Source organism: Pseudomonas sp. C9D1 (assembly GCF_056491235.1).
The window spans coordinates 1,301,279-1,326,870 of record NZ_JBSZIE010000001.1 but is presented as its reverse complement, the minus strand read 5'-3'; the positions used below and the strand labels follow the sequence as shown (position 1 = coordinate 1,326,870).

Annotated in this window: 21 protein-coding genes and 1 pseudogene; 7 read left to right on the top strand and 15 right to left on the bottom strand. The window is 65.0% G+C overall.

The window, feature by feature from the left end; translation table 11 throughout:
- The first annotated feature begins 5 nt into the window (after nucleotides 1–5).
- On the top strand, nucleotides 6–614 hold the full coding sequence (gene lexA, locus ACXI0U_RS06165) for a transcriptional repressor LexA (RefSeq protein ID WP_031287703.1): 609 nt from the start codon (nucleotides 6–8) through the stop codon (nucleotides 612–614).
- A gap of 11 nt (nucleotides 615–625) precedes the next feature.
- Entirely contained in the window at nucleotides 626–1,087 is a 462-nt protein-coding gene (gene sulA / locus ACXI0U_RS06160; RefSeq protein WP_271660494.1) for an SOS-induced cell division inhibitor SulA, read from the top strand.
- Nucleotides 1,088–1,186: 99 nt separating this feature from the next.
- Here sulA and ACXI0U_RS06155 read toward each other — a convergent pair whose 3' ends face one another.
- The 6 genes and pseudogenes from ACXI0U_RS06155 to fadB all read right to left on the bottom strand — a co-directional run bounded on the left by ACXI0U_RS06155 (nucleotide 1,187) and on the right by fadB (nucleotide 8,543).
- Nucleotides 1,187–1,420 carry a hypothetical protein gene (locus ACXI0U_RS06155; RefSeq protein WP_021219537.1) on the bottom strand — a complete coding sequence of 78 codons (234 nt, stop codon included), beginning with the start codon at nucleotides 1,418–1,420 and terminating at the stop codon, nucleotides 1,187–1,189.
- Nucleotides 1,421–1,491: 71 nt separating this feature from the next.
- Complete coding sequence (locus tag ACXI0U_RS06150) at nucleotides 1,492–2,010, bottom strand: DUF6586 family protein (RefSeq protein ID WP_021219538.1); 519 nt, start codon at nucleotides 2,008–2,010, stop codon at nucleotides 1,492–1,494.
- A 69-nt stretch (nucleotides 2,011–2,079) separates the two neighbouring features.
- Nucleotides 2,080–4,690 (bottom strand): annotated as a pseudogene (gene topA / locus ACXI0U_RS06145) (type I DNA topoisomerase).
- Nucleotides 4,691–4,804: 114 nt separating this feature from the next.
- On the bottom strand, nucleotides 4,805–5,041 hold the full coding sequence (locus ACXI0U_RS06140; protein WP_021219540.1) for a DUF1653 domain-containing protein: 237 nt from the start codon (nucleotides 5,039–5,041) through the stop codon (nucleotides 4,805–4,807).
- Between the two features lie 148 nt (nucleotides 5,042–5,189).
- Nucleotides 5,190–6,365 carry an acetyl-CoA C-acyltransferase FadA gene (gene fadA / locus ACXI0U_RS06135; RefSeq protein WP_184489225.1) on the bottom strand — a complete coding sequence of 392 codons (1,176 nt, stop codon included), beginning with the start codon at nucleotides 6,363–6,365 and terminating at the stop codon, nucleotides 5,190–5,192.
- A 30-nt stretch (nucleotides 6,366–6,395) separates the two neighbouring features.
- The gene (fadB, locus tag ACXI0U_RS06130; RefSeq protein ID WP_021219542.1) at nucleotides 6,396–8,543 is read right to left on the bottom strand and encodes a fatty acid oxidation complex subunit alpha FadB; all 2,148 of its coding nucleotides are present in this window, start codon (nucleotides 8,541–8,543) and stop codon (nucleotides 6,396–6,398) included.
- 475 nt (nucleotides 8,544–9,018) lie between these two features.
- Between fadB and ACXI0U_RS06125 the strand changes: the two genes are divergently transcribed.
- Nucleotides 9,019–9,831: a hypothetical protein gene (locus ACXI0U_RS06125; RefSeq protein WP_021219543.1), complete on the top strand. Its 813-nt coding sequence runs from the start codon at nucleotides 9,019–9,021 to the stop codon at nucleotides 9,829–9,831.
- A gap of 50 nt (nucleotides 9,832–9,881) precedes the next feature.
- On the opposite strand, the gene ACXI0U_RS06120 is transcribed toward ACXI0U_RS06125, so the two are convergent.
- The gene (locus ACXI0U_RS06120) at nucleotides 9,882–10,319 is read right to left on the bottom strand and encodes a hypothetical protein (RefSeq protein ID WP_423499378.1); all 438 of its coding nucleotides are present in this window, start codon (nucleotides 10,317–10,319) and stop codon (nucleotides 9,882–9,884) included.
- Between the two features lie 87 nt (nucleotides 10,320–10,406).
- On the opposite strand from ACXI0U_RS06120, the gene ACXI0U_RS06115 reads away from it, so the two are divergent.
- Nucleotides 10,407–10,847, top strand: a complete 441-nt coding sequence (locus ACXI0U_RS06115; protein WP_021219545.1) for a universal stress protein — start codon at nucleotides 10,407–10,409, stop codon at nucleotides 10,845–10,847.
- A gap of 20 nt (nucleotides 10,848–10,867) precedes the next feature.
- On the opposite strand, the gene ACXI0U_RS06110 is transcribed toward ACXI0U_RS06115, so the two are convergent.
- Nucleotides 10,868–11,554 carry a DUF6901 family protein gene (locus ACXI0U_RS06110; RefSeq protein ID WP_021219546.1) on the bottom strand — a complete coding sequence of 229 codons (687 nt, stop codon included), beginning with the start codon at nucleotides 11,552–11,554 and terminating at the stop codon, nucleotides 10,868–10,870.
- 23 nt (nucleotides 11,555–11,577) lie between these two features.
- Nucleotides 11,578–13,497, bottom strand: a complete 1,920-nt coding sequence (locus tag ACXI0U_RS06105) for an ATP-binding cassette domain-containing protein (protein WP_431483896.1) — start codon at nucleotides 13,495–13,497, stop codon at nucleotides 11,578–11,580.
- Between the two features lie 180 nt (nucleotides 13,498–13,677).
- Here ACXI0U_RS06105 and ACXI0U_RS06100 point away from each other — a divergent pair, with 180 nt between their 5' ends.
- Nucleotides 13,678–15,606, top strand: coding sequence for a transglycosylase SLT domain-containing protein (locus tag ACXI0U_RS06100; protein WP_184489221.1), 1,929 nt, complete (start codon nucleotides 13,678–13,680; stop codon nucleotides 15,604–15,606).
- Between the two features lie 72 nt (nucleotides 15,607–15,678).
- Here the strand turns inward: ACXI0U_RS06100 and ACXI0U_RS06095 are convergent, their stop codons facing one another.
- The 3 genes from ACXI0U_RS06095 to yegS all read right to left on the bottom strand — a co-directional run bounded on the left by ACXI0U_RS06095 (nucleotide 15,679) and on the right by yegS (nucleotide 18,528).
- A complete protein-coding gene (locus tag ACXI0U_RS06095) occupies nucleotides 15,679–16,482 on the bottom strand; it encodes an MOSC domain-containing protein (RefSeq protein WP_021219549.1) in 804 nt (267 codons plus the stop codon).
- Nucleotides 16,483–16,566: 84 nt separating this feature from the next.
- Nucleotides 16,567–17,493: a chemotaxis protein CheV gene (locus tag ACXI0U_RS06090; protein ID WP_021219550.1), complete on the bottom strand. Its 927-nt coding sequence runs from the start codon at nucleotides 17,491–17,493 to the stop codon at nucleotides 16,567–16,569.
- A 129-nt stretch (nucleotides 17,494–17,622) separates the two neighbouring features.
- Nucleotides 17,623–18,528: a lipid kinase YegS gene (gene yegS, locus ACXI0U_RS06085; RefSeq protein WP_479549891.1), complete on the bottom strand. Its 906-nt coding sequence runs from the start codon at nucleotides 18,526–18,528 to the stop codon at nucleotides 17,623–17,625.
- Between the two features lie 208 nt (nucleotides 18,529–18,736).
- Here yegS and ACXI0U_RS06080 point away from each other — a divergent pair, with 208 nt between their 5' ends.
- Nucleotides 18,737–19,435, top strand: a complete 699-nt coding sequence (locus ACXI0U_RS06080; RefSeq protein WP_423499383.1) for a pirin family protein — start codon at nucleotides 18,737–18,739, stop codon at nucleotides 19,433–19,435.
- Between the two features lie 154 nt (nucleotides 19,436–19,589).
- On the opposite strand, the gene ACXI0U_RS06075 is transcribed toward ACXI0U_RS06080, so the two are convergent.
- From ACXI0U_RS06075 to ACXI0U_RS06065, 3 genes are read right to left on the bottom strand one after another with little or no spacing between them, the layout of a single operon-like run.
- Nucleotides 19,590–21,149, bottom strand: a complete 1,560-nt coding sequence (locus tag ACXI0U_RS06075; RefSeq protein WP_479549890.1) for an FGGY-family carbohydrate kinase — start codon at nucleotides 21,147–21,149, stop codon at nucleotides 19,590–19,592.
- 16 nt (nucleotides 21,150–21,165) lie between these two features.
- A complete protein-coding gene (locus ACXI0U_RS06070) occupies nucleotides 21,166–22,743 on the bottom strand; it encodes a glycerol-3-phosphate dehydrogenase/oxidase (RefSeq protein WP_479549889.1) in 1,578 nt (525 codons plus the stop codon).
- Between the two features lie 2 nt (nucleotides 22,744–22,745).
- Nucleotides 22,746–24,341, bottom strand: a complete 1,596-nt coding sequence (locus tag ACXI0U_RS06065; protein ID WP_021219555.1) for an FAD-binding oxidoreductase — start codon at nucleotides 24,339–24,341, stop codon at nucleotides 22,746–22,748.
- A 132-nt stretch (nucleotides 24,342–24,473) separates the two neighbouring features.
- Here ACXI0U_RS06065 and gliR point away from each other — a divergent pair, with 132 nt between their 5' ends.
- Nucleotides 24,474–25,496 carry an AraC family transcriptional regulator GliR gene (gliR, locus tag ACXI0U_RS06060; protein ID WP_479549888.1) on the top strand — a complete coding sequence of 341 codons (1,023 nt, stop codon included), beginning with the start codon at nucleotides 24,474–24,476 and terminating at the stop codon, nucleotides 25,494–25,496.
- Nucleotides 25,497–25,592: the final 96 nt, after the last annotated feature.

Here is a 25,592-nt window from a genome sequence, read left to right as displayed (position 1 = left end):
CCGACATGCTGAAACTCACGCCCCGCCAAGCCGAGATCCTCGCCTTCATCAAGCGCTGCATAGAAGACAACGGCTATCCGCCCACCCGCGCGGAGATCGCCCAGGAACTGGGCTTCAAATCGCCCAACGCCGCTGAAGAACACCTCAAGGCGCTGGCCCGCAAGGGCGCCATCGAGATGACACCCGGCGCCTCCCGAGGCATCCGCATTCCTGGCTTCGAGCCCAGCACCGAGGAAGAAGGCCTGCCCATCATTGGCCGCGTAGCCGCTGGCGCTCCCATCCTCGCCCAACAGAACATCGAGGAATCCTGCCGCATCAACCCGGAGTTCTTCCATCCCCGCGCCGACTATCTGTTGCGCGTACGCGGCATGAGCATGAAGGACATCGGCATCCATGACGGCGACTTGTTGGCCGTGCACACCACGCGTGAAGTTCGCAACGGCCAGATAGTCGTCGCGCGCCTGGATGACGAAGTCACCGTGAAGCGCTTCAAGCGCGAAGGCGACAAGGTCTGGCTGATCGCCGAGAACCCGGATTTCGCACCGATCGAGGTGAACCTGCAGGAGCAGGACCTGGTCATCGAAGGCTTGAGCGTCGGCGTCATCCGCCGCTGATAGGAGGCGTCATGCAGTTCCCTCAATCGTTTGGCCGAACCCAACTGCCGCTATTCCACGACGCCATTGTCGCCAACCCGGCGCCCCTGGCACTGGAGCCGCAATGGGAAGAGGAGCCCGAAGCCTTCAGTGAGCTTTCGCTGAGCGGAGCTGCCGGGCACTGCCGCCACTTGCTCGCCCCCATCCTGCGGGAGCTCAGCCAGGAACAGGATGCCCGCTGGCTGACGCTGATCGGTGCGCCCGCCAGCCTGACACAGGCCTGGTTGCGGGATGCCGGACTGAATCGGGAGCGCATCCTGCTTCTCGACCCAAGGGGAGAACGCAGCGCGCTGGAACTGGCTTGCGAAGCCCTGAGGCTGGGCCGCAGCCATACGGTCGTCAGCTGGCTGCCGCTGAACCGCATCGAAAAGCAGGCGCTCGCACACGCCGCACGCCAGGGTGGCGCGCAAAGCCTGAATATCCGACTGGGATAAGAGACCGTTACCCGTAAACAGGCCATGTAGCCGCAACGGGTTGGTAACACGGGTGAGGAATAATCGGTTCCAGCGAGCGGGAGCCGACAGAGCGTCCCGTCAGTGCAGGACGCGCGGGCCTTCTTCGTGGTCCACTTCGCCTTCAGCCAGGCGGCCGGCCATCTGCACGCCCACATTGAGCATGGCCTTGGCGACTTCCAGGTGATGCCCCTGCAGGAATGCCTTGGCGTCAGAAGAGAAGTCCAGCGTCACCAACGCCTCCTCGTCTTCCGCGCGGCGCAGGATGATGCGGCCGTCGGGCAGCTCGACTATTTCCAGAAAGGACGTTGGCATGGGGTCATCTCTCCACTAAAGGTGGGCATTGTACCAGCCGGCTGACGGGCCACCCTAGCCCATCGATCAACTCAGCACTCCGACAGCGCCTCGCGGAAACGCAATGCCAGGTTTTTCAGGTGTTGCCGCCACTCTTCCAGGGTTGCCCGGGACAGGGCCGGCGGCTCGTCATCGACGCTCACCGCTTCTATCAAAGGCAACGTCGGATCGACCTTGGCCTTCTTCGGCGCCTGGGGCGGCAGGAACAGCGCGCCATAGGCGACCAGCAGCTCGGCAAGCCAGGTTTCCTGTTGCTGGGCCAGTTCCACCAGCTCCGATAGTTCAGGGCTCGGCGCAGCAGCCAGCACGTCAGCAGTGAGCAGCATCTCGGGGCGCGGTGCATTGGCCTCGGGCAGGCGGTAGTAGCCCGCGATCTCGTGGCAAAGCCCGAGCAAGGCACCATACAGGTGGAAGAGCGCCGCTTCGCGCTCCGCCTGGACCAGCGCCTGGGCATTCATCGCCCTGCCCTCTTCCGCCTTGCGCCAGGATTCGAGCGCCAGGCCGGCGAAATAGAGCTTCTGGTTGGTACGGGTATAGAGTTCATGCGCCATGGCGGCCACTCCGTCGCAAAATCGGTTGGCTAGTATGCGCGCCAGGCTACCCCGGCGCGCAACAGTCCATCAGCGCTTGTCTTCGACCTTCCACTTGCCGCCGTCGAAGAAGGCGCGCCAACCGGTAGGCTTGCCGTCCACTTCCGATTGCACGTACTGCTCCTTGGTCTTGCGACTGAAGCGGATCACTGCCGGACGGCCATCCGGGTCCTTGGCAGGTGCGCTGAGCAGGAAGTGGTATTTGGGATCGAGTTCTTCCTTGTGCGGAATCAGCTCGAGCACCAGGGGCGCACGGGTTTCGCGATTCTTGGGGAACTGGCTGGCGGCTAGGAACAGGCCCGAAGCGCCATCGCGCAGCACGTAGGTGTCGTCCACCTTCTCGCACTTGAGCTCCGGCATCTTGATCGGGTCGATCTTCGGCGGTGCAGCCTCGCCGCTCTTCAGCAGCTTGCGGGTGTTCTTGCACGTGGGATTGGTGCAACCGAAGAACTTGCCGAAACGACCGGTCTTCAGCTGCATCTCGCTGCCACACTTGTCGCATTCCAGGCTCGGGCCTTCATAGCCCTTGATGCGGTACTGGCCCTGTTCGATCTCGTAGCCAACGCAATCCGGGTTGTTGCCGCAGATGTGCAGCTTGCGGGTCTCGTCCAGCAGGTAGGCATCCATCGCGGTGCTGCAGATGGGGCAACGGTGCTTGCCAAGCAGTACGCGGGACTCCGACTCACCCTCGTCGTCCGCGGCGATTTCGTCGCCCGGAACCAGGTTGATGGTGGCCTTGCAGCGCTCTTTCGGCGGCAGGCTGTAGCCCGAGCAGCCGAGGAACACACCCGTGGATGCAGTGCGGATCATCATCGGCCGGCCGCATTCGCGGCAGGCGATATCGGTCGGCGTCGGCTGGTTGGCGCGCATGCCACTGTCCGCGACCTCGGCCACTTCCAGCTTTTTCTTGAAGTCGCCGTAGAACTCGTCCAGCAGGTTCTTCCAGTCGCGCTCGCCCTGGGCGACATCGTCCAGGTTCTCTTCCATACCGGCGGTGAAGCCGTAGTCCATCAGGTCGGAGAAGCTTTCATTCAGGCGCTCGGTGACGATGTCGCCCATCTTCTCGGAATAGAAGCGGCGGTTGTGCACCGTGACGTAGCCGCGGTCCTGGATGGTGGAGATGATCGCCGCATAGGTGGACGGGCGACCGATGCCACGCTTTTCCAGCTCCTTGACCAGGCTGGCCTCGGAGAAGCGTGCCGGCGGCTTGGTGAAGTGCTGGCTGGGGTCGAGCTTCGATCAGCTTCAGGCCCTCGCCTTCCTTCATGTCCGGCAGCACGTCGTCTTCGCCCGGCTTGCTCTGTTGCGGCAGCACGCGGGTGTAACCGTCGAACTTGAGGATGCGGCCCTTGGCACGCAGCTCGAAATCACCGGCAGCCACGGCAACGGTGGTGGACAGGTATTCGGCCGGCGGCATCTGGCAGGCCACGAACTGGCGCCAGATCAGGTCGTACAGGCGCTCGGCGTCACGCTCCATGCCCGACAGCTGGGTCGGCTTGAGGTTGACGTCGGAAGGACGGATCGCCTCGTGCGCCTCCTGGGCGCCCTCCTTGCTCGAATAGAAGTTCGGCTTGGCCGGCAGGTACTTCTCGCCGAACTCACCCTCGATAAAGCCGCGCACCATGGTGACGGCGTCGGCGGAGAGGTTGGTCGAGTCGGTACGCATATAGGTGATGTAGCCCGCCTCGTAGAGACGCTGGGCCATCATCATGGTCTTCTTCACCCCGAAGCCCAGGCGGTTGCTCGCAGCCTGCTGCAGGGTGGAGGTAATGAAGGGGGCGGACGGACGGCTCGAGGTCGGCTTGTCCTCGCGCTTCATGACGCTGTAGCTGGAGGACTTGAGCTTCTCCAGCGCGGCCATGGCCTGGGCTTCGTTCAGCGGCTTGAAGGCAGCCCCCTTCTCCTTGGCCACTTCGAAACGCACGTTGGCGCCCTTGGCAGTACCCAGGTCGGCGTGGACTTCCCAGTACTCTTCCGGAACGAAGGCTCGGATCTCGCGCTCACGCTCCACGACCAGCTTCACCGCCACCGACTGTACGCGGCCAGCGGACAGGCCGCGGGCGATCTTCTGCCACAGCAGCGGCGAAACCATGTAGCCCACGACGCGATCGAGGAAGCGACGGGCCTGCTGGGCATTGACACGGTTGATGTCCAGTTCGCCCGGGCGGGAGAAGGCTTCCTGGATGGCCTTCTTGGTGATTTCGTTGAACACCACGCGCTTGTAGCGGCTGTCGTCACCACCGATGGATTCCCGCAGGTGCCAGGCAATGGCCTCCCCTTCGCGGTCCAAGTCGGTTGCGAGATAGATGGTGTCGGCATCCTTGGCCAGACGGCGCAGTTCCTCGATCACCTTTTCCTTGCCGGGAAGGATCTCGTACTTGGCCTTCCAGCCATGCTCGGGGTCGACGCCCATGCGGGTGAACAGCTGGCGCTTGGCTTTTTCCTTGGGCGACAGTGCGGGAGCCTCGGACGCGGCCGCCTTGCCGCGCTTCACCGGTTCCTTGCTGGCACTGGCCGAACCGCTGGTAGGCAGGTCACGGATATGGCCGATGCTCGACTTCACCACGTACTGGTTGCCCAGGTACTTGTTGATGGTCTTGGCCTTGGCCGGGGATTCCACGATGACCAGCGATTTGCCCATGGATCGGAAATTTCCTGAATTCGATAAATGAAAGGCGGGAGCCGCCTGACGCGGCACCGCTATATATAGTGGCGAACAAGACAAGGTCAAGCTTACCCGCCGCCCCGCGATACCTCAGCGGCGCGGAAAGAGATCTGACTCGGCGGTCACCAGTGCGAAGCGGGCGATCTGCTCGCCATTCACCTCGACCGTCTCGGTGAACATCCCTAACGGACGCACCCAGAGGCCGTATTCGCCATAGAGGGCCTGGTAGACGACCAGCTCTTCCTCGGTCTCGGAGTGCCGCGCAGTCCCGATCACGCGGTACTCCTGGCCTTTGTAGTGACGATAGAGTCCAGGTTGCAGGCTCATGTTCCCCTCCTATCCATCTATAGCCGGCTCGCGAAGGGTGCGCATGGTGCCCACTCGGGCGCCCGCTGGCCAGCCCCTGCTGACGAAATAAGCCTTATAAAAGCAAAAACCGGGGCGCCAGGCCCCGGTCTTCCCCCTCTTCGTACGCTTAGATGCGTTCGAAGACGGTGGTGATGCCCTGGCCGAGGCCCACGCACATGGTGGACACGCCCAAGGTACCGCCGTTCTGCTTCATCACGTTCAGCAGGGTGCCGGAAATACGCGCACCGGAGCAGCCGAACGGGTGACCGAGAGCGATGGCGCCGCCGTGCAGGTTGACCTTCTGCTCCATCTTGTCGAGGAGTTTCAGGTCCTTCAGCACCGGCAGGGCCTGAGCGGCAAAGGCTTCGTTGAGTTCAACGAAATCGATGTCGTCCATGGTCAGGCCGGCACGCTTCAGGGCCTTCTGAGTGGACGGCACCGGGCCGTAGCCCATGATCGCCGGATCGACACCGGCAACCGCCATGGCACGTACCACGGCCATCGGCTGGATGCCGAGGTCCTGGGCGCGCTGGGCACTCATCACGATCATGCAGGAAGCGCCGTCGGTGATCTGCGAAGAAGTACCCGCAGTCACGGTGCCACCTTTCGGGTTGAACGCAGGACGCAGGGCGGCCAGGCTCTCGAGGGTGGTTTCCGGACGGATGGTTTCGTCGAAGTCGAACACCTTCAGGAAGCCGTTCTCGTCGTAGCCTTGCATCGGGATGATTTCATCCTTGAACTTGCCTTCGACGGTGGCTTTGTGCGCCAGGCGGTGAGAACGCTCACCGAAGGCGTCCTGCTGCTCGCGGCTGATGCCGTGCATCTTGCCCAGCATCTCGGCGGTCAGGCCCATCATGCCCGAGGCCTTGGCCGCGTACAGGGACAGGTGCGGGTTCGGATCGACGCCGTGCATCATGCCTACGTGACCCATGTGCTCCACGCCACCGACCACGAACACGTCGCCGTTGCCGGTCTGGATGGCCTGCACGGCAGTGTGCAGGGCGCTCATGGAGGAGCCGCACAGACGGCTGACGGTCTGGCCGGCGCTGGTGTGCGGGATCTGGGTCATCAGCGACGCCATGCGCGCGATGTTCCAGCCCTGTTCCAGGGTCTGGTTTACGCAGCCCCAGATCACGTCTTCCACTTCGGCCGGGTCCAGCTTGGTGTTACGGGCCAGGACGCCGCTGATCAGGTGCGCCGACATGGTCTCGGCACGGGTGTTGCGGTGCATGCCGCCTTTGGAACGACCCATCGGGGTACGGCCGAAGTCGACAATGACTGCATCTCTAGGATTCAGGCTCATATTTCTACTCTCGCTCTGTTCGTTCCGCGATTAACCGAAAAACTTCTGGCCCTTGGCGGCCATTTCACGAAGCTTCGCGGTCGGGTGGTACAGCGCGCCCAGTTCGGCGTACTTGTCGGCCAGGGCAACGAATTCGGCTACACCGACGGAGTCGATGTAACGCAGTGCACCACCACGGAAGGGCGGGAAGCCGATGCCGTAGATCAGGCCCATGTCGGCCTCAGCTGCGGTCTCGACGATGCCGTCTTCCAGGCAACGAACGGTTTCCAGGCACAGCGGGATCATCATGAAGTTGATGATGTCTTCGTCGGTCAGCTCGCGCTGCTCAACGACGATGGACTTCAGCAGCTCGTAGGCTTCCGGATCGGAAACTTTCTTCGGCTTGCCGCGCTTGTCGGTCTCGTAGGCGTAGAAGCCCTTGCCGTTCTTCTGGCCCAGGCGATTGGCTTCGTACATCACGTCGACGGCGGTCTTGCCTTCCACGGCCATGCGGTCCGGGAAGCCTTCGGCCATGACGTCACGGCCGTGGTGGCCGGTGTCGATGCCGACTACGTCGGAGAGGTAGGCCGGACCCATGGGCCAGCCGAATTTCTCCATGATCTTGTCGATGCGCACGAAGTCGACGCCGAAGCCCAGCAGCTTGGAGAAGCCGCCGAAGTACGGGAACAGCACGCGGTTGACCAGGAAGCCGGGGCAGTCGTTGACCACGATCGGGTTCTTGCCCATTTTCTTGGCGTAGGCAACGGTGGTGGCCACGGCCACTTCGCTGGACTTCTCGCCACGGATGACTTCGACCAGGGGCATCATGTGCACCGGGTTGAAGAAGTGCATGCCGACGAAGTTCTCGGGGCGCTTCAGCGCCTTGGCCAGCAGGCTGATGGAGATGGTGGAGGTGTTGGAGGCCAGGATGGCGTCCTCACGAACCACGCCTTCCACTTCGGCCAGCACGATCTGCTTGACCTTGGGGTTCTCGACCACGGCTTCGACGACGATGTCGACAGCACCGAAATCACCGTAGGACATGGTCGGGCGAATGGCGGTCAGGGCCTCAGCCATCTTGGCCGGGGTCATGCGGCCTTTCTCGACGCGCTTGCCGAGCAGCTTGGAGGCCTCGTTCAGGCCCATCTGGATACCCTCTTCACGGATATCCTTCATCAGGATCGGAGTGCCTTTGGAAGCCGACTGGTAGGCGATACCGCCGCCCATGATGCCAGCGCCGAGTACGGCAGCCAGTTTCACGTCGCGCGCGACTTCGTCGTACTGCTTGGCTTTCTTCTTCAGTTCCTGGTCATTCAGGAACAGGCCGATCAGGCTGGCCGCGACCGGAGTCTTGGCCAGCTTGACGAAGCCGGCGGCCTCGACTTCCAGCGCTTTGTCACGACCGAAGTTGGCGGCTTTCTGGATGGTCTTGATGGCTTCGACCGGAGCCGGGTAGTTCGGGCCGGCCTGGCCAGCCACGAAACCCTTGGCGGTTTCGAAGGCCATCATCTGCTCGATGGCGTTGAGCTTGATCTTTTCCAGCTTGGGCTGACGCTTGGCCTTGAAGTCCAGCTCGCCGGAGATGGCGCGCTTGACCAGGTCCAGAGCGGCTTCCTGGAGTTTCGCAGGAGCAACGACGGCATCGACGGCACCCACTTTCAGAGCGTCGGCAGCCTTGTTTTCCTTGCCGGAGGCGATCCACTCGATGGCATTGTCGGTGCCGATCACGCGCGGCAGACGCACGGTGCCGCCGAAGCCCGGGTAGATACCCAGCTTGACTTCCGGCAGGCCGATCTTGGCGGTCTCGCTCATGACGCGGTAGTCACCGGCCAGGCACATTTCCAGGCCGCCACCGAGGGCGATGCCATTGATGGCGACCACGGTCGGAACCTGCAGGTCTTCGAAATCGCTGAAGATCTTGTTGGCTTCGAGGTTGCCTGCCACCAGCTCTTCATCGGGCAACTTGAAGTTGTCGACGAATTCGGTGATGTCCGCACCGACGATGAACACGTCCTTGCCACTGCTGACGATAACGCCCTTGACCGACGCATCGGCCTTGATGGCATCAACCGACTGACGCAGTTCATTCAGGGTTAGACGGTTGAATTTGTTGACGGACTCACCCTTGAGGTCGAACTTCAGTTCGACGATGCCGCCCTCAAGAGCCTTAACCGTGATGGCTTTACCTTCGTAAATCATCAACTGATCTCCACGGTATGGAAGCTGAACAGTACACATCGGAGCCAACCGGCGAACCGGCTCGAGGCATTGCCGTCGAGCTTAGTCCGATTCGGTCCGGCACACCCACCGACGCGATATCGGGTAGTTATTGGACGTTGTCTGTAAGGCAAACGCTCAATTCATACGCCCGTTTGATTTGGGTGCGCACACATTCACGGAAAAGTCCGCTGTTGTCAATTGTGCTTCGTGACCGTACGGCCACGCTCAATCCGCTCTGCCACCAGCCTTTGCGCAGGCCCGGGGCCCCTCTGGAAAGCAACATGCGGGATGGTTATGACAGACCATCAAGCGGGCGACGGGAGGCTCAATAACGTGACCTGCAGCACGCTAGCCAAACGCCAGCGCAGCAGGTTAGAGTCGCCCGATACGGCCGGGACAGGCCGAATAACAAAAACAACTAGATGAAGCCCCTAGAGGCACACGGAGTAGCGACATGACGAGCCGTACGCTTGCCATTCTGCTGGGCACCCTGCTCACCCTTTCCACCTTCGCAATTCCCGCTCAAGCCGCCGACCCCGCAACAAGCCTGCTCAAGCTGCACCAGATGCGCCTCGCCGCGCAGAAGAGCCTGGGCGACTTCTATATGTACAACGGCATGGAAGGCGATCAGCGCTATGCGCGGATGATCGACGAGTCCGTCCAGCAGGCCGATGCGCGCCTGAAGGAACTGACCGAGATGCCCGGCGACGGCTCCAAGGCCCTCAGCGCGCAACTCAACCAGCAATGGAAGGATTATTCCGGCGAACTGACCAATCTCGTCGTGGCGCTCAAGACCAAGGGCTTCACCGACCTTCAGCCCATCGCCGACATGACCGCGCGCAATCAGAAGCTGCTGGCCCTGGCCAAGGAGCTGTACGGAAAGATCCAGCAGGAAAGCGGCGTCAACGTCCCCCCACTGACCCAGCAAAGCCGCGAGCAAAGCCTGCTGATGCAGACCATCGCCGTCGACTACGCCTCGCGTAGCGCCTCGGTCGGCGCCTCCTTCTTCGGCGGCGGCGAAGGCAAGCCCATCGATGAACTGGCACGCGATTTCGCCGGCCAGCTCAACGCCCTGGAGCAGCAGCCGAAAAACACCCCGGAGATCAAGCAAGCCCTGACCAGCATCGGCACCAAGTGGCGCTACATCGAGAAATCGCTGCAGAACTACAACGAGAACAGCGTGCCCTTCCTGATCAACAAGTACTCCGACAGCATCATCGACGGGCTCGAAGGCGTCTCCGCCCAATACGCCGCCACGCAGCTCTGAAGCGCCCCGCCGTCACCCGGGCCCATTGCGCGGCCCGGTTCACCTCCCGCTCACACCACTGCGCGCAGCACCTCGGCGATGCGCTGCAGGTCCTCGGGCGTGCCCCGCTCGCCCCAGCACAGTGCGATCATCTGTGCATTCGCCTCGATCTTGTAGACATCGGCTGGCAACCCCTGGAATCGCGCCAGCATGGCCGGGTCTTCCAAAGGCTCGCGCCACTGGTTCTGCCACTGCCCAGGCGCCACCTGCCAATAGCACCAGGCACCAGGCGCCCCGCGGGGACGCGGGCGATGGTACTGGGCACAGGAATGAGGCGGCTCCACCGGCAGCCAGTGCGGCCACTCCTGGCGCGACAGCTGCATGGCCAACCCCATGCGCCGCGCCTCCATGCGCAGCTCCATGCGACCGCGCTGCCCTTTGGATGGCAGCAACCAGACCAGGGGGCTGAGCACAGCGAGCAGGAGAAATACCACCAACCAGAGGGTCATAACGTCATCCCATGATGAAAATCATGCCGCCAGGCACCCATGGCGGCCATACTCAGTTCAAGCGCAAACCTTAAGGAGGAGTCACCCATGCCCTATAAGCACATTCTGGTCGCCGTCGATCTTACCGATGAATGCCACCCGGTGGTGCGCCGCGCCCAGGCCCTCGCCCAGGCGACTCAGGCCAGGCTGTCGCTGGTGCATATCGTCGAACCCATGGCCATGGCCTTCGGTGGCGATGTGCCCATGGACCTCTCGATGCTCCAGCAACAACAGTTCGAACAGGCCCGCGAACGCCTGGACGGCTTTGCCGGTCTCTACCCTGAACTGCTCGCCGAGCAGCGCCACCTGGCCTACGGCCAGCCCCGCCAGGAAATCCACCGCCTCGCCGAAGAACAGGGCTGCGACCTGATCGTCGTCGGCAGCCACGGCCGCCACGGCCTCGCCCTGCTCCTGGGCTCCACCGCCAACGACGTGCTCCACGGCGCGCCCTGCGACGTGATTGCCGTACGCCTGAAGAAAACCGACTGAACCAGCAGCCGGCGGAGGCTTCAGAAGAAGCCTTCGTCGGCGCTCATCACCAGCGGGCGGATCTTCTGCAGCTGGGTTTCCAGCGAGTAGGTCATGCTCGAGGCCATGGAGAAGAAGGTCAGGAAGGCCTTCAGGTTCGAATCGCCATCGCACACATCGTGAATGCGCTGCCAGAACGCCTGGTTGACCAGCTGCAGTTGCTGGAACAGACGCACCAGCCCCTTCAGCTCCCAATCCGCATGCCGCCCTTCACGGAAGTTGAAGTACTGCCGCGACAGATACAGAGACACGGCGCGCAGGATGAACTCCTGGTTACTGGCGAACGGCAGGTGCTGATGGGCCATCGGCTTGAGCCGGCCCAGCACCGGGCAGGCGCTGGTCGCCATGATCACGCCCAGCAGGGCACGCAGCCCCTCTTCCAGCCCCACCTGCTTGGTGTATTCACGTTCCGGCGTGCGCACCAGGAACACCGCCTTCTTGAAGGCCGGCAGCCCGTGGAAGTCCTCGATCACCCGGTGCAGGTCGACCGCTGCCGGGCAATGGCTGAACTTGTCCTTCGACAGCGGGCAGTTGCTGCACTGCTGGAACTCCAGGCGCGTCCACTTCGGCGCGGCGAGCGCGCGCTCCTCGTCGTACTGCCGATCCAGCTCGATGCGATAGCTGAACTCGTGTTCGTCATCCAGGGTGATGCGGTACTCGACAGCCATGGGCTCTCCAGCTCGGTGATTCTTCAGTCGTCCAGTTCGGCCCAGCGCTCCAGCAGGCGATCCAGCTCCTGCTGTTGCTTCTCGAAGCGCTCCAGTACCGTGCGGGTCTGCTCTGCAGGCCGCTGGTAGAACGCCGGGTCGGAAATTTCCTGCTGTACCGCTGCCATCTCCGCTTCCAGGGTCTCGATCTGGCCGGGAAGGGCTTCCAGCTCACGCTGCAATTTGTAGCTGAGTTTCTTCTTCGGCGCCTCGGCCTCGCTCACAGCAGGGGCGGCGGCCACCGGAGCCGGTGCGACGGTGGCGGTGGGCTCGGCCTTGCCGGACTTGGTCTCGCCCACACCCAGCAGGCGCGGCGAACCACCCTGGCGCAGCCAGTCCTGGTAGCCACCGACGTACTCACGCACGCGGCCTTCACCTTCGAACACCAGGGTGCTGGTCACCACATTATCCAGGAAGGCCCGGTCGTGGCTGACCATCAGTACGGTGCCCGGGAAGTTCAGCAGCACCTCTTCCAGCAGTTCGAGGGTTTCCACATCCAGGTCGTTGGTCGGTTCGTCCAGCACCAGCAGGTTGGCCGGCTTGCTGAACAGCTTCGCCAGCAGCAAGCGCGCACGCTCGCCGCCCGACAGAGCCTTGACCGGTGTACGCGCACGCTGCGGGCTGAACAGGAAGTCGCCCAGGTAGCTCAGCACATGGCGATTCTGGCCATCGATGGAGATGAAATCGCGGCCTTCGGAAATGTTGTCGATCACCGTCTTCTCGGGCTCAAGCTGGTGACGCAACTGATCGAAATAGGCCACTTCCAGCTTGGTGCCCACCTCGATCTTGCCGCTGGTCGGCTCCAGGTCGCCCAGCAGCAGCTTGAGCAGGGTGGTCTTGCCGGTGCCGTTGGCGCCCAGCAGGCCGATACGGTCGGAACGCTGCAGCACCAGGGAGAAATCGCGGATCAGCGGCGCGCCGCCCGGATGGGCGAAGCCCACGTTCTCGGCGACCATCACCTGCTTGCCCGACTTGTCGGCGGTCTCCAGCTGGATATTGGCCTTGCCCTGGCGCTCGCGACGCTCGGCACGCTCGCTGCGCATCGCCTTCAGCGCACGTACACGCCCTTCGTTACGGGTACGACGGGCCTTGATGCCCTGGCGGATCCACACCTCCTCCTGGGCCAGGCGCTTGTCGAACAGCGCGTTGGCGGTCTCTTCCGCCGCCAGTTGCTGCTCCTTGTGCACTAGGAAGCTGGCGTAATCGCCGTTCCAGTCGATCAGGTGGCCGCGATCCAGTTCGAGGATGCGCGTCGCCAGGTTCTGCAGGAAGGAACGGTCGTGGGTGATGAACAGCACGGCGCCGCCAAAGCCCATCAGCGCCTCTTCCAGCCAGGCGATGGCGCCGATATCCAGGTGGTTGGTCGGCTCGTCCAGCAGCAGCAGGTCGGGCTCGGAAACCAGCGCCTGGGCCAGCAGCACGCGGCGACGCCAGCCACCGGACAGCTCGGCCAGGGTCTTGTCGGCCGGCAGTTGCAGGCGGCTCAGGGTGCTGTCCACCAGTTGCTGCAGGCGCCAGCCATCCTTCGCCTCAAGCTCCTGCTGCACGTGCATCAGCTTGTTCAGGTCTTCGTCGTTATGGATGTTCTGGCTGAGGTGGTGGTACTCGGCCAGCAGCGCGCCGACGCCGGCCAGCCCTTCGGCAACCACGTCGAACACGGTGCGATCGTCGGCACGCGGCAGTTCCTGCGGCAGCTCGCCGATCTTCAGGCCAGGGGCGCGCCAGATCTCGCCGTCATCGCCATGCTGGTCGCCCTTCACCAGGCGCAGCATGCTCGACTTGCCGGTGCCGTTGCGGCCGATGATGCACACCCGCTCGCCACGGGCTATCTGCCATGACACCTTGTCCAGCAGCGGCATGGAGCCATAGGCAAGGGATACATCGCTGAACTTGAGCAGGGTCATGGGCGCCTCCGAAAACAGGGGGCGCATTCTACCCGGTTTGCGCCTTGGCATATCCGCCATTTTTTCATCATGTTTCCTCCACCGCATCCGATTTCACCCGGGCAGGGCAACAGGCTAAGCTACGCAGATCCGGTGGCGGCCAGGCCGTTGCCCCATACGATTTCTCTACCCGGAAGTGTCATGCGCGGTCGTCTGCTCAGCCTGTTCTCCTGCCTGCTTCTCACCACCGTCACCCTCGATGCAGCCCAAGCGGTCCCCCTTGCCCAGCAACGTCAGATGTACGACGAGGCCAAGCGCGCCCTGGCCAAGGGTGACAGCGGCCCCTACAAGCGTTACGCCAATGCCCTGGCCGACTACCCGCTGGAGCCCTACCTGGCCTATGACGAACTCACCGCGCGCCTGAAGTGGGCCAGCAACGACGAGATCGAGAAATTCCTCGCCGAGCATGGCGACCTGCCCCAGGCCAACTGGATGAAGCTGCGCTGGTTGCGCTGGCTGGCCGAGCGCGGCGAATGGAAGACCTTCGTCAATTACTACGACCCGAAGATGAACTTCACCGAGCTGGACTGCCTCTACGGCCAGTACCAGATCAAGAACGGCCTCAAGGCCGAAGGCTACAAGAGCGCCGAGAAACTCTGGCTGGTGGGCAAGTCCCAGCCCGAGGCCTGTGACGTGCTCTTCGACCTGTGGCGCGCCGAAGGCCAGATGACCGAGCAGATGCGCTGGCGCCGCGCCAAGCTCGCCGCCGAGGCGCGCAACTATGGCCTCGCCAGCTTCCTGGTGAAGGGCCTGCCAACGCTTCAGACCCAGGGCAAGCTGCTGCTGGATGTCGCGCAGAACCCGCAGATGCTCAGCCAGACCGCCCGCTTCGCCCCGGCCGACAAGGCCATGGGCGATGTGGTCGGCCTCGGCCTGCGCCGCCTGGCCCGCCAGGATCCGGAAAAGGCCATGGCCCTGCTGGATGGCTACGCCGCGCGGATGAAGTTCTCCAGCAGCGAGAAGGTCGCCATCGCCCGCGAGATCGGCCTCACCCTGGCCAAGCGCTACGACCCTCGCGCCCTCAAGCTCATGACCCAGTACGACCCCAAGCTGCGCGACAACACCGTCAGCGAATGGCGCGCGCGCCTGCTGCTGCGCCTGGGCCAGTGGGACGACGCCTACAAGCTGACCAAGCAGATGCCCGCCGAGCTGGCCAATACCAACCGCTGGCGCTACTGGCAGGCCCGCTCCCTGCAGCTGGCCCAGCCGCAGAGCGCCGAAGCCGCCCGCCTCTACCAGCCCCTGGCCAAGGAGCGTGACTTCTACGGCTTCCTCGCCGCCGACCGCATCCAGACGCCCTACCAGCTCAACAACAAGCCGCTGGCCCTGGACCCGCGCCTGGTGCAGAAGGTGCGCAACACCGCGGGCATCCGCCGGGCCCTGGAGTTCCACGACCGCGGCCAGATCGTCGACGGTCGCCGCGAGTGGTACTACGTCAGCCGCCTGTTCAGCCGTGACGAAATGGTCGCCCAGGCCAAGCTCGCCTATGACATGCAGTGGTACTTCCCGGCCATCCGCACCATCAGCCAGGCCCAGTACTGGGACGACCTGGACATCCGCTTCCCCATGGCCCACCGCGGCGCCCTGACCCAGCAGGCGCGCCTGCGTGGCCTGCATTCCAGCTGGGTGTTCGCCATCACCCGCCAGGAAAGCGCCTTCATGGCCGACGCCCGCTCCGGCGTCGGTGCCATGGGCCTGATGCAACTGATGCCCGGCACCGCCAAGGAGACCGCGCGCAAGTTCGGCATTCCCCTCGCCTCACCGCAACAGGCGCTCAACCCGGACGTCAACATCCAGCTCGGCGCCGCCTACCTCAGCCAGGTGCACGGCCAGTTCAACGGCAACCGCGTGCTCGCCTCCGCCGCCTACAACGCCGGCCCCGGCCGCGTGCGCCAATGGCTCAAAGGCGCCAACCACCTGGCCTTCGACGTCTGGGTGGAAAGCATCCCCTTCGACGAAACCCGCCAGTACGTACAGAACGTGCTGTCCTACTCCGTCATCTACGGGCAGAAGCTCAACGCCCCGCAGCCCCTGGTGGATTGGCACGAGCGCTTCTTCGACGACCAGTGATCGAAGCCGAAACGCAAAACGGGCGCCCATGGGGCGCCCGTTTCGTTTGTGCAGCCGTTGCAGCGCGGAGTCTTACTCCAGGACTTCCACTTCCATGCCCTCTTCCAGCGTGCCGGTGCTGCGGTTGATCAGGTTCTGCCCAAAGTACAGCTCGCCTTCGCGCTCGCGGTAGGTCTTGAGGGTGGTGAGGGGCTCGCGGTCAGGGCTGCGCTCGCCGGTGGCAGGGTCGATGGTGGTGAGGATGCAACGGGTGCAGCCTTTGGCCACGCTGAACTCGACGCCGCCGATGCGGATGCGCTTCCACTCGTCCTCGGCGAAGGGCGCGCTGCCCTCCACCACCAGGTTGGGACGGAAGCGCAGCATCTCCAGTGGGCGACCCACACGGCTGGACAGGTCATCCAGCGAGGCCTGGCCGATCAGCAGCAGCGGGAAGCCATCGGCGAAACCGACCTTCTCCTCGGGCAGCAGGCTGCCAGGGATGTCCCGTGCCCGCTCGTTGGGCACATGCACCAGGCGGCACGGCTTGCCGATGAACTCGCTGAGCCAGGCAGCGGCCTCGTCGCCGGCGTCAGGCACCAGCATCGAGTCCTTCCAGATGAAGGTGCCGCGCAGGTCGCTGTTCGGGTCAGGCAGGGCCACATCCAGGCTGGGGCGGCCGACGGTGCTCAGGGTCAGGCCACCGGAGGCGTTCCACAGCGCGCTCAGTTGCGACATCTGCGGCAGCGCGCGCTGGGTGAGGAAACGGCCATTGCTCGCGTCCACCAGCATCCAGCGTCGATCACCGGCCAGGCCGATGCCATCGAGTTCGGCACGCTGCAGGCGTTCGCCGATCGCGGATTTCATGGGGAAACGATAGAGAGCGGAGAGACGCAACATGGGCCGGCTTCCTTGGACGGTCAGCGAAAGCCCACTTATACGGAATCGTGGGCCGGGGCCTCAACCCCGGCACCACGATAAAGATCACTCGTCCTTCTTCAGGCGGTCCGCCACCACGTCCACCAGCTTGTCGGGCTGGAACTTGGAGAGGAAGTTGTCGCAACCGACCTTCTTCACCATGGCGTCGTTGAAGCTGCCGGACAGCGACGTGTGCATCACCACGTAGAGCTCACGCAGGCGTGGGTCATTGCGAATCTCGGTGGTCAGGCGGTAGCCGTCCATCTCCGGCATTTCGGCGTCGGTGAAGATCATCAGCAGCTTGTCGGTCATCACCTCGCCGGTGTCGGCCCACTTTTTCAGCAGGTTCAGTGCCTTGAGGCCGTCGCTGACCGAGTGGGTGCGGATACCCAGCTGCGAGAGGGTTTCGCGCAGCTGGGTCAGCGCGACATTGGAGTCGTCCACCAGCAGCACTTCGCGGCCTCGGGCCTTCTCCAGCAGCGGGTTGCTCAAGCGCTCCTCGGACACCCGGGTGCTCATGGGCACGATTTCGGCGAGCACCTTCTCGACGTCGATGATCTCGACGATCTGGTCCTCCACCTTGGTGATCGCCGTCAGGTAATGCTGGCGACCTGCACCACCGGGCGGCGGCTGGATGGACTCCCAGTTGAGGTTGAGGATGCGGTCCACGCCCCCCACCAGGAACGCCTGCACCGAGCGGTTGTACTCGGTGACGATGATGGTGCTGCGCTCATCCGGCACCAGCGCGCGCATGCCGATGGCGCGGGACAGGTCGATCACCGGCAGGGTCTGACCGCGCAGGTTGACCACGCCGCAGACGAAGGGGTGGCGCTGGGGGATCAGGGTCAGCTTCGGCAGCTGCAGGACTTCCTGCACCTTGAACACGTTGATGGCGAACAGCTGGCGGCCGGCCAGGCGGAACATGAGGATTTCCAGGCGGTTCTCGCCCACCAGTTGGGTACGTTGATCGACTGTGTCGAGAATACCGGCCATTGCATGCTCCTGTTGGATGTTCGAGCCAGACTGCGGCTGCAGTTGCTTATCGGCAGAAGGCCTTGGAACTGTAGCCATCATGGCTTGGCGCCATCATGCACCACGGGGCGCGACGGCACCAGAAGCCACTCATCCCTCAGTGCCTTGCAGCAACGGGGAACCGTCCGGCAAATGTAAGCGTAGTGCGTTGCGGCGCGCATTGAAGCGAACCTTGCTGCATTCCATGGGTTCTCCGTCGAGATTCATGTCCAACCCCTCGGGCGCCTCCACCTCCACCCACGGCAACCGCGCACTCACCGACACCGCCTCCACCCCGCCGATACCCCCCGAAAGCAACGTACCCAGGGTGCCGACCACATCCTGCGGGGCCGGCACGATGCAGAGCTCCAGCAGCCCGTCATCGACCTTGGCGCGCGGGCACAGCACATGCCCACCGCCTGCCTGGCAGCCGTTGCCGATGCCCACAGCGAGGAACTCGCCCTCCCACTCGAAATCCAGCCCCTTGAAGCGGCCGAAAGCCGAATGCACCTCGGAGAAGCGCGTCAGCCCGGTGAGGAAGTAGGCCGCGCCGCCCAGCACCTTCTTCAGGTCTTCGGAGGTATTGGCGGTGATCTTCGAGCCGAAGCCGCCGGTGGCCATATTGAGGAACAGCCGCCCGTCGGCCTCCCCCAGGTCGATGGGCTGCGGCGGCACATCCAGCAGCGCCAGGGCCTCGCCGGGCAGCAGCGGCACCCCGGCGGCCCGGGCGAAGTCATTGGCGGTGCCCAGGGGCAACAGCGCCAGGCTGGCGTCCTGGTCCGCCAGGGCCATGGCTTCGGCGACATCACGCAAGGTGCCATCGCCGCCCCCGGCGATGAGCGTGCGATACCCGGCGGCCAGGGCCTCTTCGACGATGCGCCCGGCATCGCCGCCCTCCCAGGTCACCCGCACCGCCAACTCCCAGCCCGCCTCCCGGCGTGCCTCGACGGCCACTCGCACGTCCTCGTTCAATGCCTGCTTGCCGTGCAGGATCAGCAATGCCTTGCGCTCGCTCATGGGCCACTCCATCCAGGGTGAGTCGGCCGAGTATAGGCCTCGACCGTAAGAACAAGATGAGACAAGCGTCGGAGGCGGATTACACACCTATCTAATATGTCGATTTGTTTGTTGAATAATTTACGCTTTTTGTCGATAAGAACTTGATGAAAAATGGCCTCCAACACGCCGCAGAGCCCAACCCACTGCGAGCACTGAGGAGATTCCAATGATCGAAGTACGCCCTTTCAACCAGCTCGGCGGCGCCCACCACGGCTGGCTCAACGCCCGTCACCACTTCTCCTTCGCCGAGTACCACGATCCGGCGCGGATGAACTGGGGCCAACTGCGGGTCTGGAACGATGACGAGATCGCTGCCGACAGCGGTTTCCCACCGCACCCCCACCGCGACATGGAGATCATCACCTACGTCCGTGAAGGCGCGATCACCCACCAGGACAACCTGGGCAACAAGGGCCGCACCGAAGCCGGCGATGTGCAGGTGATGAGCGCAGGCACCGGCATCACCCACAGCGAGTACAACCTCGAAGGCGAGACCACCAAGATCTTCCAGATCTGGATCATGCCCACCGAGTTCGGCGCCGCGCCCTCCTGGGGTGCCAAGCCCTTCCCGAAAGGCGAGCGTGCCGGCAGCTTCGTGACCCTGGCCAGCGGCATAGACGAGGGCGGCGACGCCCTGCACATCCGCGCCAACGCACGGCTGGTGGCCGCCACGCTGACCGCCGGGCAGACTGCGGAATACCGCCTGGAGAATGGCCGCAAGGCCTACCTGGTGGCCGCCAAGGGTCGTTACGAGGTCAACGGCGTGGCCGCCGAAGCCCGCGACGGCGTAGCGGTACGTGATGTCGAGGTGCTGAGCTTCACCGCCAGTGAAGACACCGAGATCGTGCTGGTGGATGTCGCCTGATCCAGGCCGTAACGAAAACGCCCCCGGAGTTCTGCTCCGGGGGCGTTTTTCATTGCCTGCGTGACAGGCGCCCGCTCCTCGTGGGAGCGAGCTCATCCGCGATCAACCCGTCACCGCGACGCCGGGTCGACCCCGACCCAATGCGTCAACCGCATCAGGCCGGGTACCCGGTGATCTCGCGGATCCTCTGGTACAGCGGCTTCAGCTGCCGGTACATGCGCTGGTACACCCCCTGGTAGAGCCGCTCGTAGATGCGTTGCGCTTGCGGGTCCGGGTGGAACACCTGGCCGACGCGGGTCATGGCGCTTATCGCCGTGGGGAAGTCCGGGTGCAACCCCAGGCCGACCGCGCAGTCGATGGCGGCACCCAGCCCCGAGGTTTCGTAGACGTGTGGCCGCTCCGCCGGCAGGCCGAAGATATCGGCCGTCAGCTGCATGGCCGCATCGCTTTGCGAACCGCCACCGGAGACGCGCAAACGCTTGATCGGCGTGCCCGAGCGCTTCTCGATGCGTTCCTTGCCCTGGCGCAGCGCGTAGGCCAGGCCTTCGAGAATGGCGCGGTAGATGTGCGCGCGGGTGTGCACATCGCCGAAGCCGATGATCGAGCCCTTGGCTTCAAGCCCGGGCTCGCGGATGCCCGGCGTCCAGTAGGGCTGCAGCATCAGGCCCATGGAACCGGGCGGCACGCTGTTGACCAGTTCGTCGAACAGCGCCTCGGGCTCGACGCCCAGTTCCTCGGCCCGCTGCATCTCGCGCAGGCCGAACTCCTGCTTGAACCAGCTGACCATCCAGAAGCCGCGGTAGATCATCACCTCGGTATTGAAGTGATCGGGGATTGCCGCCGGATAGGGCGGGATCAGCGGGATGGTTTCCAGGTAGCTGCGACGGGTGGTGTTGATGGTCGCCGTGGTGCCGTAGGAGAGGCAGGCCGTGTCCGGCTCCACCCCGCCCGAGCCCATCACCTCGCAGGCCTTGTCGGCCCCGGCGGCGATCAGCGGCAGTCCCTCGGGGATGCCGGTCAGGCGGCTGGCCTCGGCGCTGATGCTGCCCAGGCGCTCGCCCGGCTTGAACAGGTCCGGCAGCTGCTCGCGGCGCACCGGCATCGCCTGCCACTTCCAGTCCTTGGGCGAGGCCCAGTCCAGGCGCTTGTAGTCGAACGGCAGATAGGCCACCTGGCAGGCCACCGAATCGACGAAGCGCCCGCACAGGCGGTGGGTGAGGAAGCCCGACAGCAGCAGCACCTTGTGGGTGCGCTGCCAGATGTCCGGCTGGTGCTGCGACACCCAGTTCACTTCGGCCTGGGCACGGAAGTAGTCCACCGTGCCTTCGATGCGCAGCAGGCGGAACAGCCAGCCCCAGGGGCCCTTGATACGCCCTTCGACCTCGGCGCGACGCTGGTCCAGCCAGATGATCGCCGGGCGCAGCGGCGTGCCCTGCTCGTCGACGTTGATCACCGTGCCGCGCTGGGTGGTGACGGAGACGCCACGGATCAGGCTGCGATCGATATCCACCGATTCCCACAGCAAGCGGCAGGCTTCGGCGAGGCTCGACCAGTAGTACTCCGCGTCCTGCTCGGCCCAGCCGGGCTGCTTGGAGTAGTAGGCCTCCAGCGGCACCTTGCCCTTGCCCACCAGGTTGCCTTCCAGGTCGAACAGCAGCGCACGGACACTCTGGGTACCGTTGTCTATCGCCAGCAGGTAGCTCTTCTCGCTCACGGTGGATTCCTTGTTCTTATTCTGCGGGCAGGCTGTAGCTGCGCTGCCAGAGCGCAGCATAGGCCCGTTCCTCGTCTTCCCAGCGCCCATCGCTCCAGCCCAGGCGGGCCTGGCACAGCGTGCGGATGCGCGGCATCAGCGCCGCACCGCCACCGGGCAACAACAGGCCCAGGCGGGTGCGTCGCAGCAGCAGGTCGTCCAGGTGCAGCACCAGCTCGGCTTCCGCCGCCCAGGCCAATTCGGCCCAGAGGGTATCGGTGGCGCCGACGCGCTCGCTGCCCAGTCCATCGATCAGTCGGGCGACAGCGGCGAGCTCCGGGCCATGCCGCCCCGCCAGGCGCCGCTGCGCCAAGGGGCCCAGGCCAGGCAGGCTCGCCAACGGCGCCGGCTTGAACACCGCTGCACCGAGATCGTCCACCGTGCGGCCGTTGAAACCGGCGCAGGCGCGCAGCACCTCCAGCGCCAGCAGGCGGAAGGTGGTCAGCTTGCCGCCGGCCAGGGTCACGCAGCCGGGCTCGACCCACAGCGCATGCTCGCGCTTCTCGTCGGAGGGCTTCAGCGACGCCTCGCCGTCGCTCACCACCGGGCGCACGCCGGCCCAGGTGGAGAGCACGTCCGCACGCCCGATGGCGGCAGCGGGGAACTGCTCGCGGCAGGCGGCCAGCAGGTAGTCCACCTCCTCGGCGCTGATGCGCGCGTCCAGGTCCAGCTCGTCGCGGTGATCGAGGTCGGTGGTGCCGACCACGGTCGCGCCTTCCCAGGGGAAGACGAACACCGGGCGGCCATCGGCCGGGTGCATGAAACTGATGGCGTGGGCCAGCGGCAGGCGCCAGCCCGGCAGTAAAAGGTGGCTGCCACGCAGGGGGCGGATGTGCTCGCTGCCCTCGCGGCGGCGCAGGCGATCGGCCCAGGCACCGGTGGCCTGGGCCACGGCGCGGGTCCGCAGGGCGTAGCGCTGGCCGCTCTCGATGTCTTCCGCCACCAGGCCGACCACCTGGCCCTGCTCGCGGGTCAGCTCCACCACGCGCAGGCCATTGAGCGCCTCGCCGCCATCGCGCCGGGCCTCGGCCAGCACGCGCATCACCAGGCGCGCATCGTCGGTGACCGCATCGAAGAACTGGGTGCCGCCCTGCAGCTTCGCCTCGTCCAGCCCCGGGGTGAGGAAGCGCAGCTGCTGCAGTGAGTGATAGAGGTGGTTGCGCTTGCCTGCCAGGGCGTCGTAGACCGCCAGCAGGCTGCCGAACACGCGGGGGCCGGGGAAGCCGCCACGGTGGGGCATGACGAAGCTCAGCGGATCCACCAGCCCTGGCGCCTCGGCCAGCAGGCGTTGGCGTTCGCGTACCGAGTCACGGGTCAGGCCGAACTGGCCCTTGGCGATATAGCGCAGGCCGCCGTGGACCATCTTCGAGGAGCGGCTGGAAGTGCCCCAGGCGAAGTCGCGCTGCTCCAGCAGCAGGCACTTCCAGCCACGCCGGGCCGCCTCGCGAAGGATGCCGGCGCCGGTGATGCCGCCGCCGACGACGATCAGGTCCCAATCCCGCGCCGCCAGCTCCGGCAGCGCGCGCTCGCGCCAGGCCGCGTTCCAGGGCTGCATGGTCAATCCTGGATCAGCACGCCGGGAGCCAGGCGGCCCTCGGGGTCGAAGTGCCCGGCCAGCGCCTTGAGCACCGCCATGCCGCGCTCGCCCTTCTCCACCGGCAGCCAGGGCGCATGGTCGCGACCCACGCCGTGCTGGTGGCTGATGGTGCCGCGGTTGTGTGCGATCACCTCGCTGGCCGCGCGCTTCAAGCGGCTCCAGCGCTGCAGGGCCTGCTCGTAGCTCGCGCCCGGACGGAACACATAGGTGGTGTAGATGCTGGAGCCCTCGCCGTAGACGTGGGACAGGTGGGTGAAGACGTGGACGCGCTCGCCCTCCTCCGCCAGGCCGTCACGCAGGCTGGCTTCCACCTTGTTCAGCAGGTTGTCGACGTTGATCCAGTCGGTGGCGGTCTCCAGGGTGTCGACCACGTAGCCGGCATCCCACAGGCCATGGCGTAGGTAGGGGAAGCGGAAGCGATTCTCCGCCCACTTCTTGCCCAGCAGGGTGCCGGTGAACACGCCACCGAAGCCCTTCAGCAGCTTCTTCGCCTGGCGCAGCGATACGGCGTTCTGCTGGCGGTTGCCGGTGACGCCGAAGGTCAGCATGCATTTGCCGGTGCGCGCACCGCGGAAAGCCAGGTACTTCTCCAGCAGGGCGATCTGCTCGGGGTGGCCGGCCAGGGCCAGCTGGGTTTCGGTCTCGATGGCGTTGGACAGGCGCAGCATCGACAGCGGCACCCGCGCCTGGGCCAGCGCACGGATGCCCGCCAGGGCCTGTTCCCAACTGGGCAGGAACACGGCGTAGAAGCTTTCCTGGTCGGCCAGGCGGGTGACCCGTACGCGCACCTCGGAAATCACCCCGAAGCGGCCTTCGGAGCCCAGCACCACTTCGCGCAGGTCCGGCCCCGCGGCCGAGGCCGGGAAGGTCGGCAGCTCCAGCGGGCCGTCGAAGGTCTCCAGGGTGCCACCGGCGAACAGTTGCTCGATGCGACCATAACGCAGGGATTGCTGGCCGCTGGAACGGCTGGCGACCCAGCCGCCGATGGTCGACAGCTCCCAGGACTGCGGGAAGTGGCCGAGGGTGTAGCCCTTGGCACGCAGCTGGCTCTCCACCTGCGGCCCGTTGGCGCCGGGGCCGAAGGTGGCGATCAGGCTTTGCTCGTCCAGGTCCAGCAGGCGGCTCATGCGTTCGAGGGACAGGGTCAACACCGGCCGCTCGCCGGCCTGCGGGTTGATGTGGCCGGCCACCGAGGTGCCGCCGCCGTAGGGGATGAGCACGATGTCGTGGGTCCGGGCCCAGGCCATCAGCTGGCGGATGTCCTCGGCGGTTTCCGGGTAGGCGACGCCATCGGGGAACACCTCGAAACGGCCTTCGCGCATGGCCAGCCAATCCGGCAGGCTCTGGCCACGGGCGTGGCGCACGCGCTCCTCGGCGTCCTGGCTGACCAGCACATGGGGCGGCAGGCGCGAGGCCGGCACCTGCGCCAGCACTTGCGCCAGGGTGGCGTCGTCCAGGCGCTGCCCGGCGCCGACGCGCTGGGCCAGAAAATCCGTGCCATTGGCCGGCAGTTCCACCACGGTCGACTCTTCACCCCAGCCGTTCCAGCGTCGCATGCCCTTCTCCTTGTTCGAGTTGTTTCGGAGGCTTTCAATGGGTGCCTATACTAGCCAGCCGCGCAAGGGCGTCACTGTCGGATCGGGACAGTGGCTATCGCCAATCAAGACATTTCAGAACAAGAAGAAACCATGGATTCCCTCGGCTATACCTCCGTCCCCGCCCTGCTCAAGTACCTGCGCCATGCCGAGCACCTCGGCCTGGACGTGGCCGCTGCGCTCGACGCTGCCGGCATCCGCGCCGAGGAGCTGGCCGACAACGGCAAGCGCATGCCCAGCGAAGCCCATGAACGCCTGCTGCAGCACCTGATGGCGGTCTCCGACGACCCCTTGTTCGGCCTGCATTCCGCCCGCTTCGTGCAGCCGGGCTCGTGGAGCGTGCTCGGCTACATCACCATGAACTGCGCCACCCTGGGCGAGGCCATGAGCCGCATCGTCCCGTACGAAAAACTGGTGGGCGACATGGGCACCAGCCGCATGGAAGCCGCGGGCGACCACATCCGCCTGATCTGGAACTGCCGCCACGAAGCCCCGGAGATCCGCCGCCACATGGTGGAGAACGTGCTCGCCTCCTGGCTGCTCTACGCCCGCTGGATCGCCGACATGGAGCGCTCGCCCCGCGAGGTCTGGTTCGAACACGCCCAGCCCGCCGGCACCCGCCTGGAGGATTACGAAGACGTCTTCGGCTGTCCGATCCGCTTCGACCAGGCCTGCAATGCCCTGCTGGTGCCCATGGAGTACCTCGGCGTGCCCCTGCGCCAGGCCGACGCCAACCTGCTGCGCACCCTCGAGGAACATGCCCTGGCGCTGATGGCCGGGCTGGACCAGGACGAACCCCTGCCGCAACGGGTGAAGAACGCCCTGCGCCTGCTGCTCAAGGACGGCCTGCCACGCAAGGAACGGGTCGCGGAGAAATTCCACATGACGGTGCGCACCCTGCAGCGCCACCTGCAGCAGGCCGGCACCAGCTACCAACAGATCCTCGACGAACTGCGCCAGGAACTGGCCGAGCACTACCTGCTGCGCAGCGACCTGGCCATCCAGGACATCGCCAGCTACCTCGGCTTCACCGAGTCACGCTCGTTCCACCGCAGCTTCAAGACCTGGACCGGGCAGACACCGGGGGAATACCGCGAGGCTAAGCGGCAGGGTTAATCCGCACCCGGCATGTGCAGCGATCGGCATGTACGGTGGGTGAAATCCGCAAGAGGGGTCGAGTTGAGCTGTCGGGTTGCACCCGACCTACGTTCG

What these genes read in the sequence shown, in the direction of transcription:
- ACXI0U_RS06125 (WP_021219543.1), top strand. Translation starts at nt 9,019, where the DNA reads ATGACGAGCCGTACGCTTGCCATTCTGCTGGGCACCCTGCTCACCCTT.
- ACXI0U_RS06090 (WP_021219550.1), bottom strand. Translation starts at nt 17,493, where the DNA reads ATGGCCGGTATTCTCGACACAGTCGATCAACGTACCCAACTGGTGGGC.
- ACXI0U_RS06150 (WP_021219538.1), bottom strand. Translation starts at nt 2,010, where the DNA reads ATGGCGCATGAACTCTATACCCGTACCAACCAGAAGCTCTATTTCGCC.
- fadA (WP_184489225.1), bottom strand. Translation starts at nt 6,365, where the DNA reads ATGAGCCTGAATCCTAGAGATGCAGTCATTGTCGACTTCGGCCGTACC.
- ACXI0U_RS06105 (WP_431483896.1), bottom strand. Translation starts at nt 13,497, where the DNA reads ATGACCCTGCTCAAGTTCAGCGATGTATCCCTTGCCTATGGCTCCATG.
- sulA (WP_271660494.1), top strand. Translation starts at nt 626, where the DNA reads ATGCAGTTCCCTCAATCGTTTGGCCGAACCCAACTGCCGCTATTCCAC.
- ACXI0U_RS06095 (WP_021219549.1), bottom strand. Translation starts at nt 16,482, where the DNA reads ATGTTGCGTCTCTCCGCTCTCTATCGTTTCCCCATGAAATCCGCGATC.
- lexA (WP_031287703.1), top strand. Translation starts at nt 6, where the DNA reads ATGCTGAAACTCACGCCCCGCCAAGCCGAGATCCTCGCCTTCATCAAG.
- ACXI0U_RS06110 (WP_021219546.1), bottom strand. Translation starts at nt 11,554, where the DNA reads ATGGCTGTCGAGTACCGCATCACCCTGGATGACGAACACGAGTTCAGC.
- ACXI0U_RS06140 (WP_021219540.1), bottom strand. Translation starts at nt 5,041, where the DNA reads ATGAGCCTGCAACCTGGACTCTATCGTCACTACAAAGGCCAGGAGTAC.
- ACXI0U_RS06100 (WP_184489221.1), top strand. Translation starts at nt 13,678, where the DNA reads ATGCGCGGTCGTCTGCTCAGCCTGTTCTCCTGCCTGCTTCTCACCACC.
- yegS (WP_479549891.1), bottom strand. Translation starts at nt 18,528, where the DNA reads ATGAGCGAGCGCAAGGCATTGCTGATCCTGCACGGCAAGCAGGCATTG.
- ACXI0U_RS06120 (WP_423499378.1), bottom strand. Translation starts at nt 10,319, where the DNA reads ATGACCCTCTGGTTGGTGGTATTTCTCCTGCTCGCTGTGCTCAGCCCC.
- ACXI0U_RS06070 (WP_479549889.1), bottom strand. Translation starts at nt 22,743, where the DNA reads ATGCAGCCCTGGAACGCGGCCTGGCGCGAGCGCGCGCTGCCGGAGCTG.
- ACXI0U_RS06065 (WP_021219555.1), bottom strand. Translation starts at nt 24,341, where the DNA reads ATGCGACGCTGGAACGGCTGGGGTGAAGAGTCGACCGTGGTGGAACTG.
- ACXI0U_RS06080 (WP_423499383.1), top strand. Translation starts at nt 18,737, where the DNA reads ATGATCGAAGTACGCCCTTTCAACCAGCTCGGCGGCGCCCACCACGGC.
- gliR (WP_479549888.1), top strand. Translation starts at nt 24,474, where the DNA reads ATGGATTCCCTCGGCTATACCTCCGTCCCCGCCCTGCTCAAGTACCTG.
- ACXI0U_RS06155 (WP_021219537.1), bottom strand. Translation starts at nt 1,420, where the DNA reads ATGCCAACGTCCTTTCTGGAAATAGTCGAGCTGCCCGACGGCCGCATC.
- ACXI0U_RS06115 (WP_021219545.1), top strand. Translation starts at nt 10,407, where the DNA reads ATGCCCTATAAGCACATTCTGGTCGCCGTCGATCTTACCGATGAATGC.
- fadB (WP_021219542.1), bottom strand. Translation starts at nt 8,543, where the DNA reads ATGATTTACGAAGGTAAAGCCATCACGGTTAAGGCTCTTGAGGGCGGC.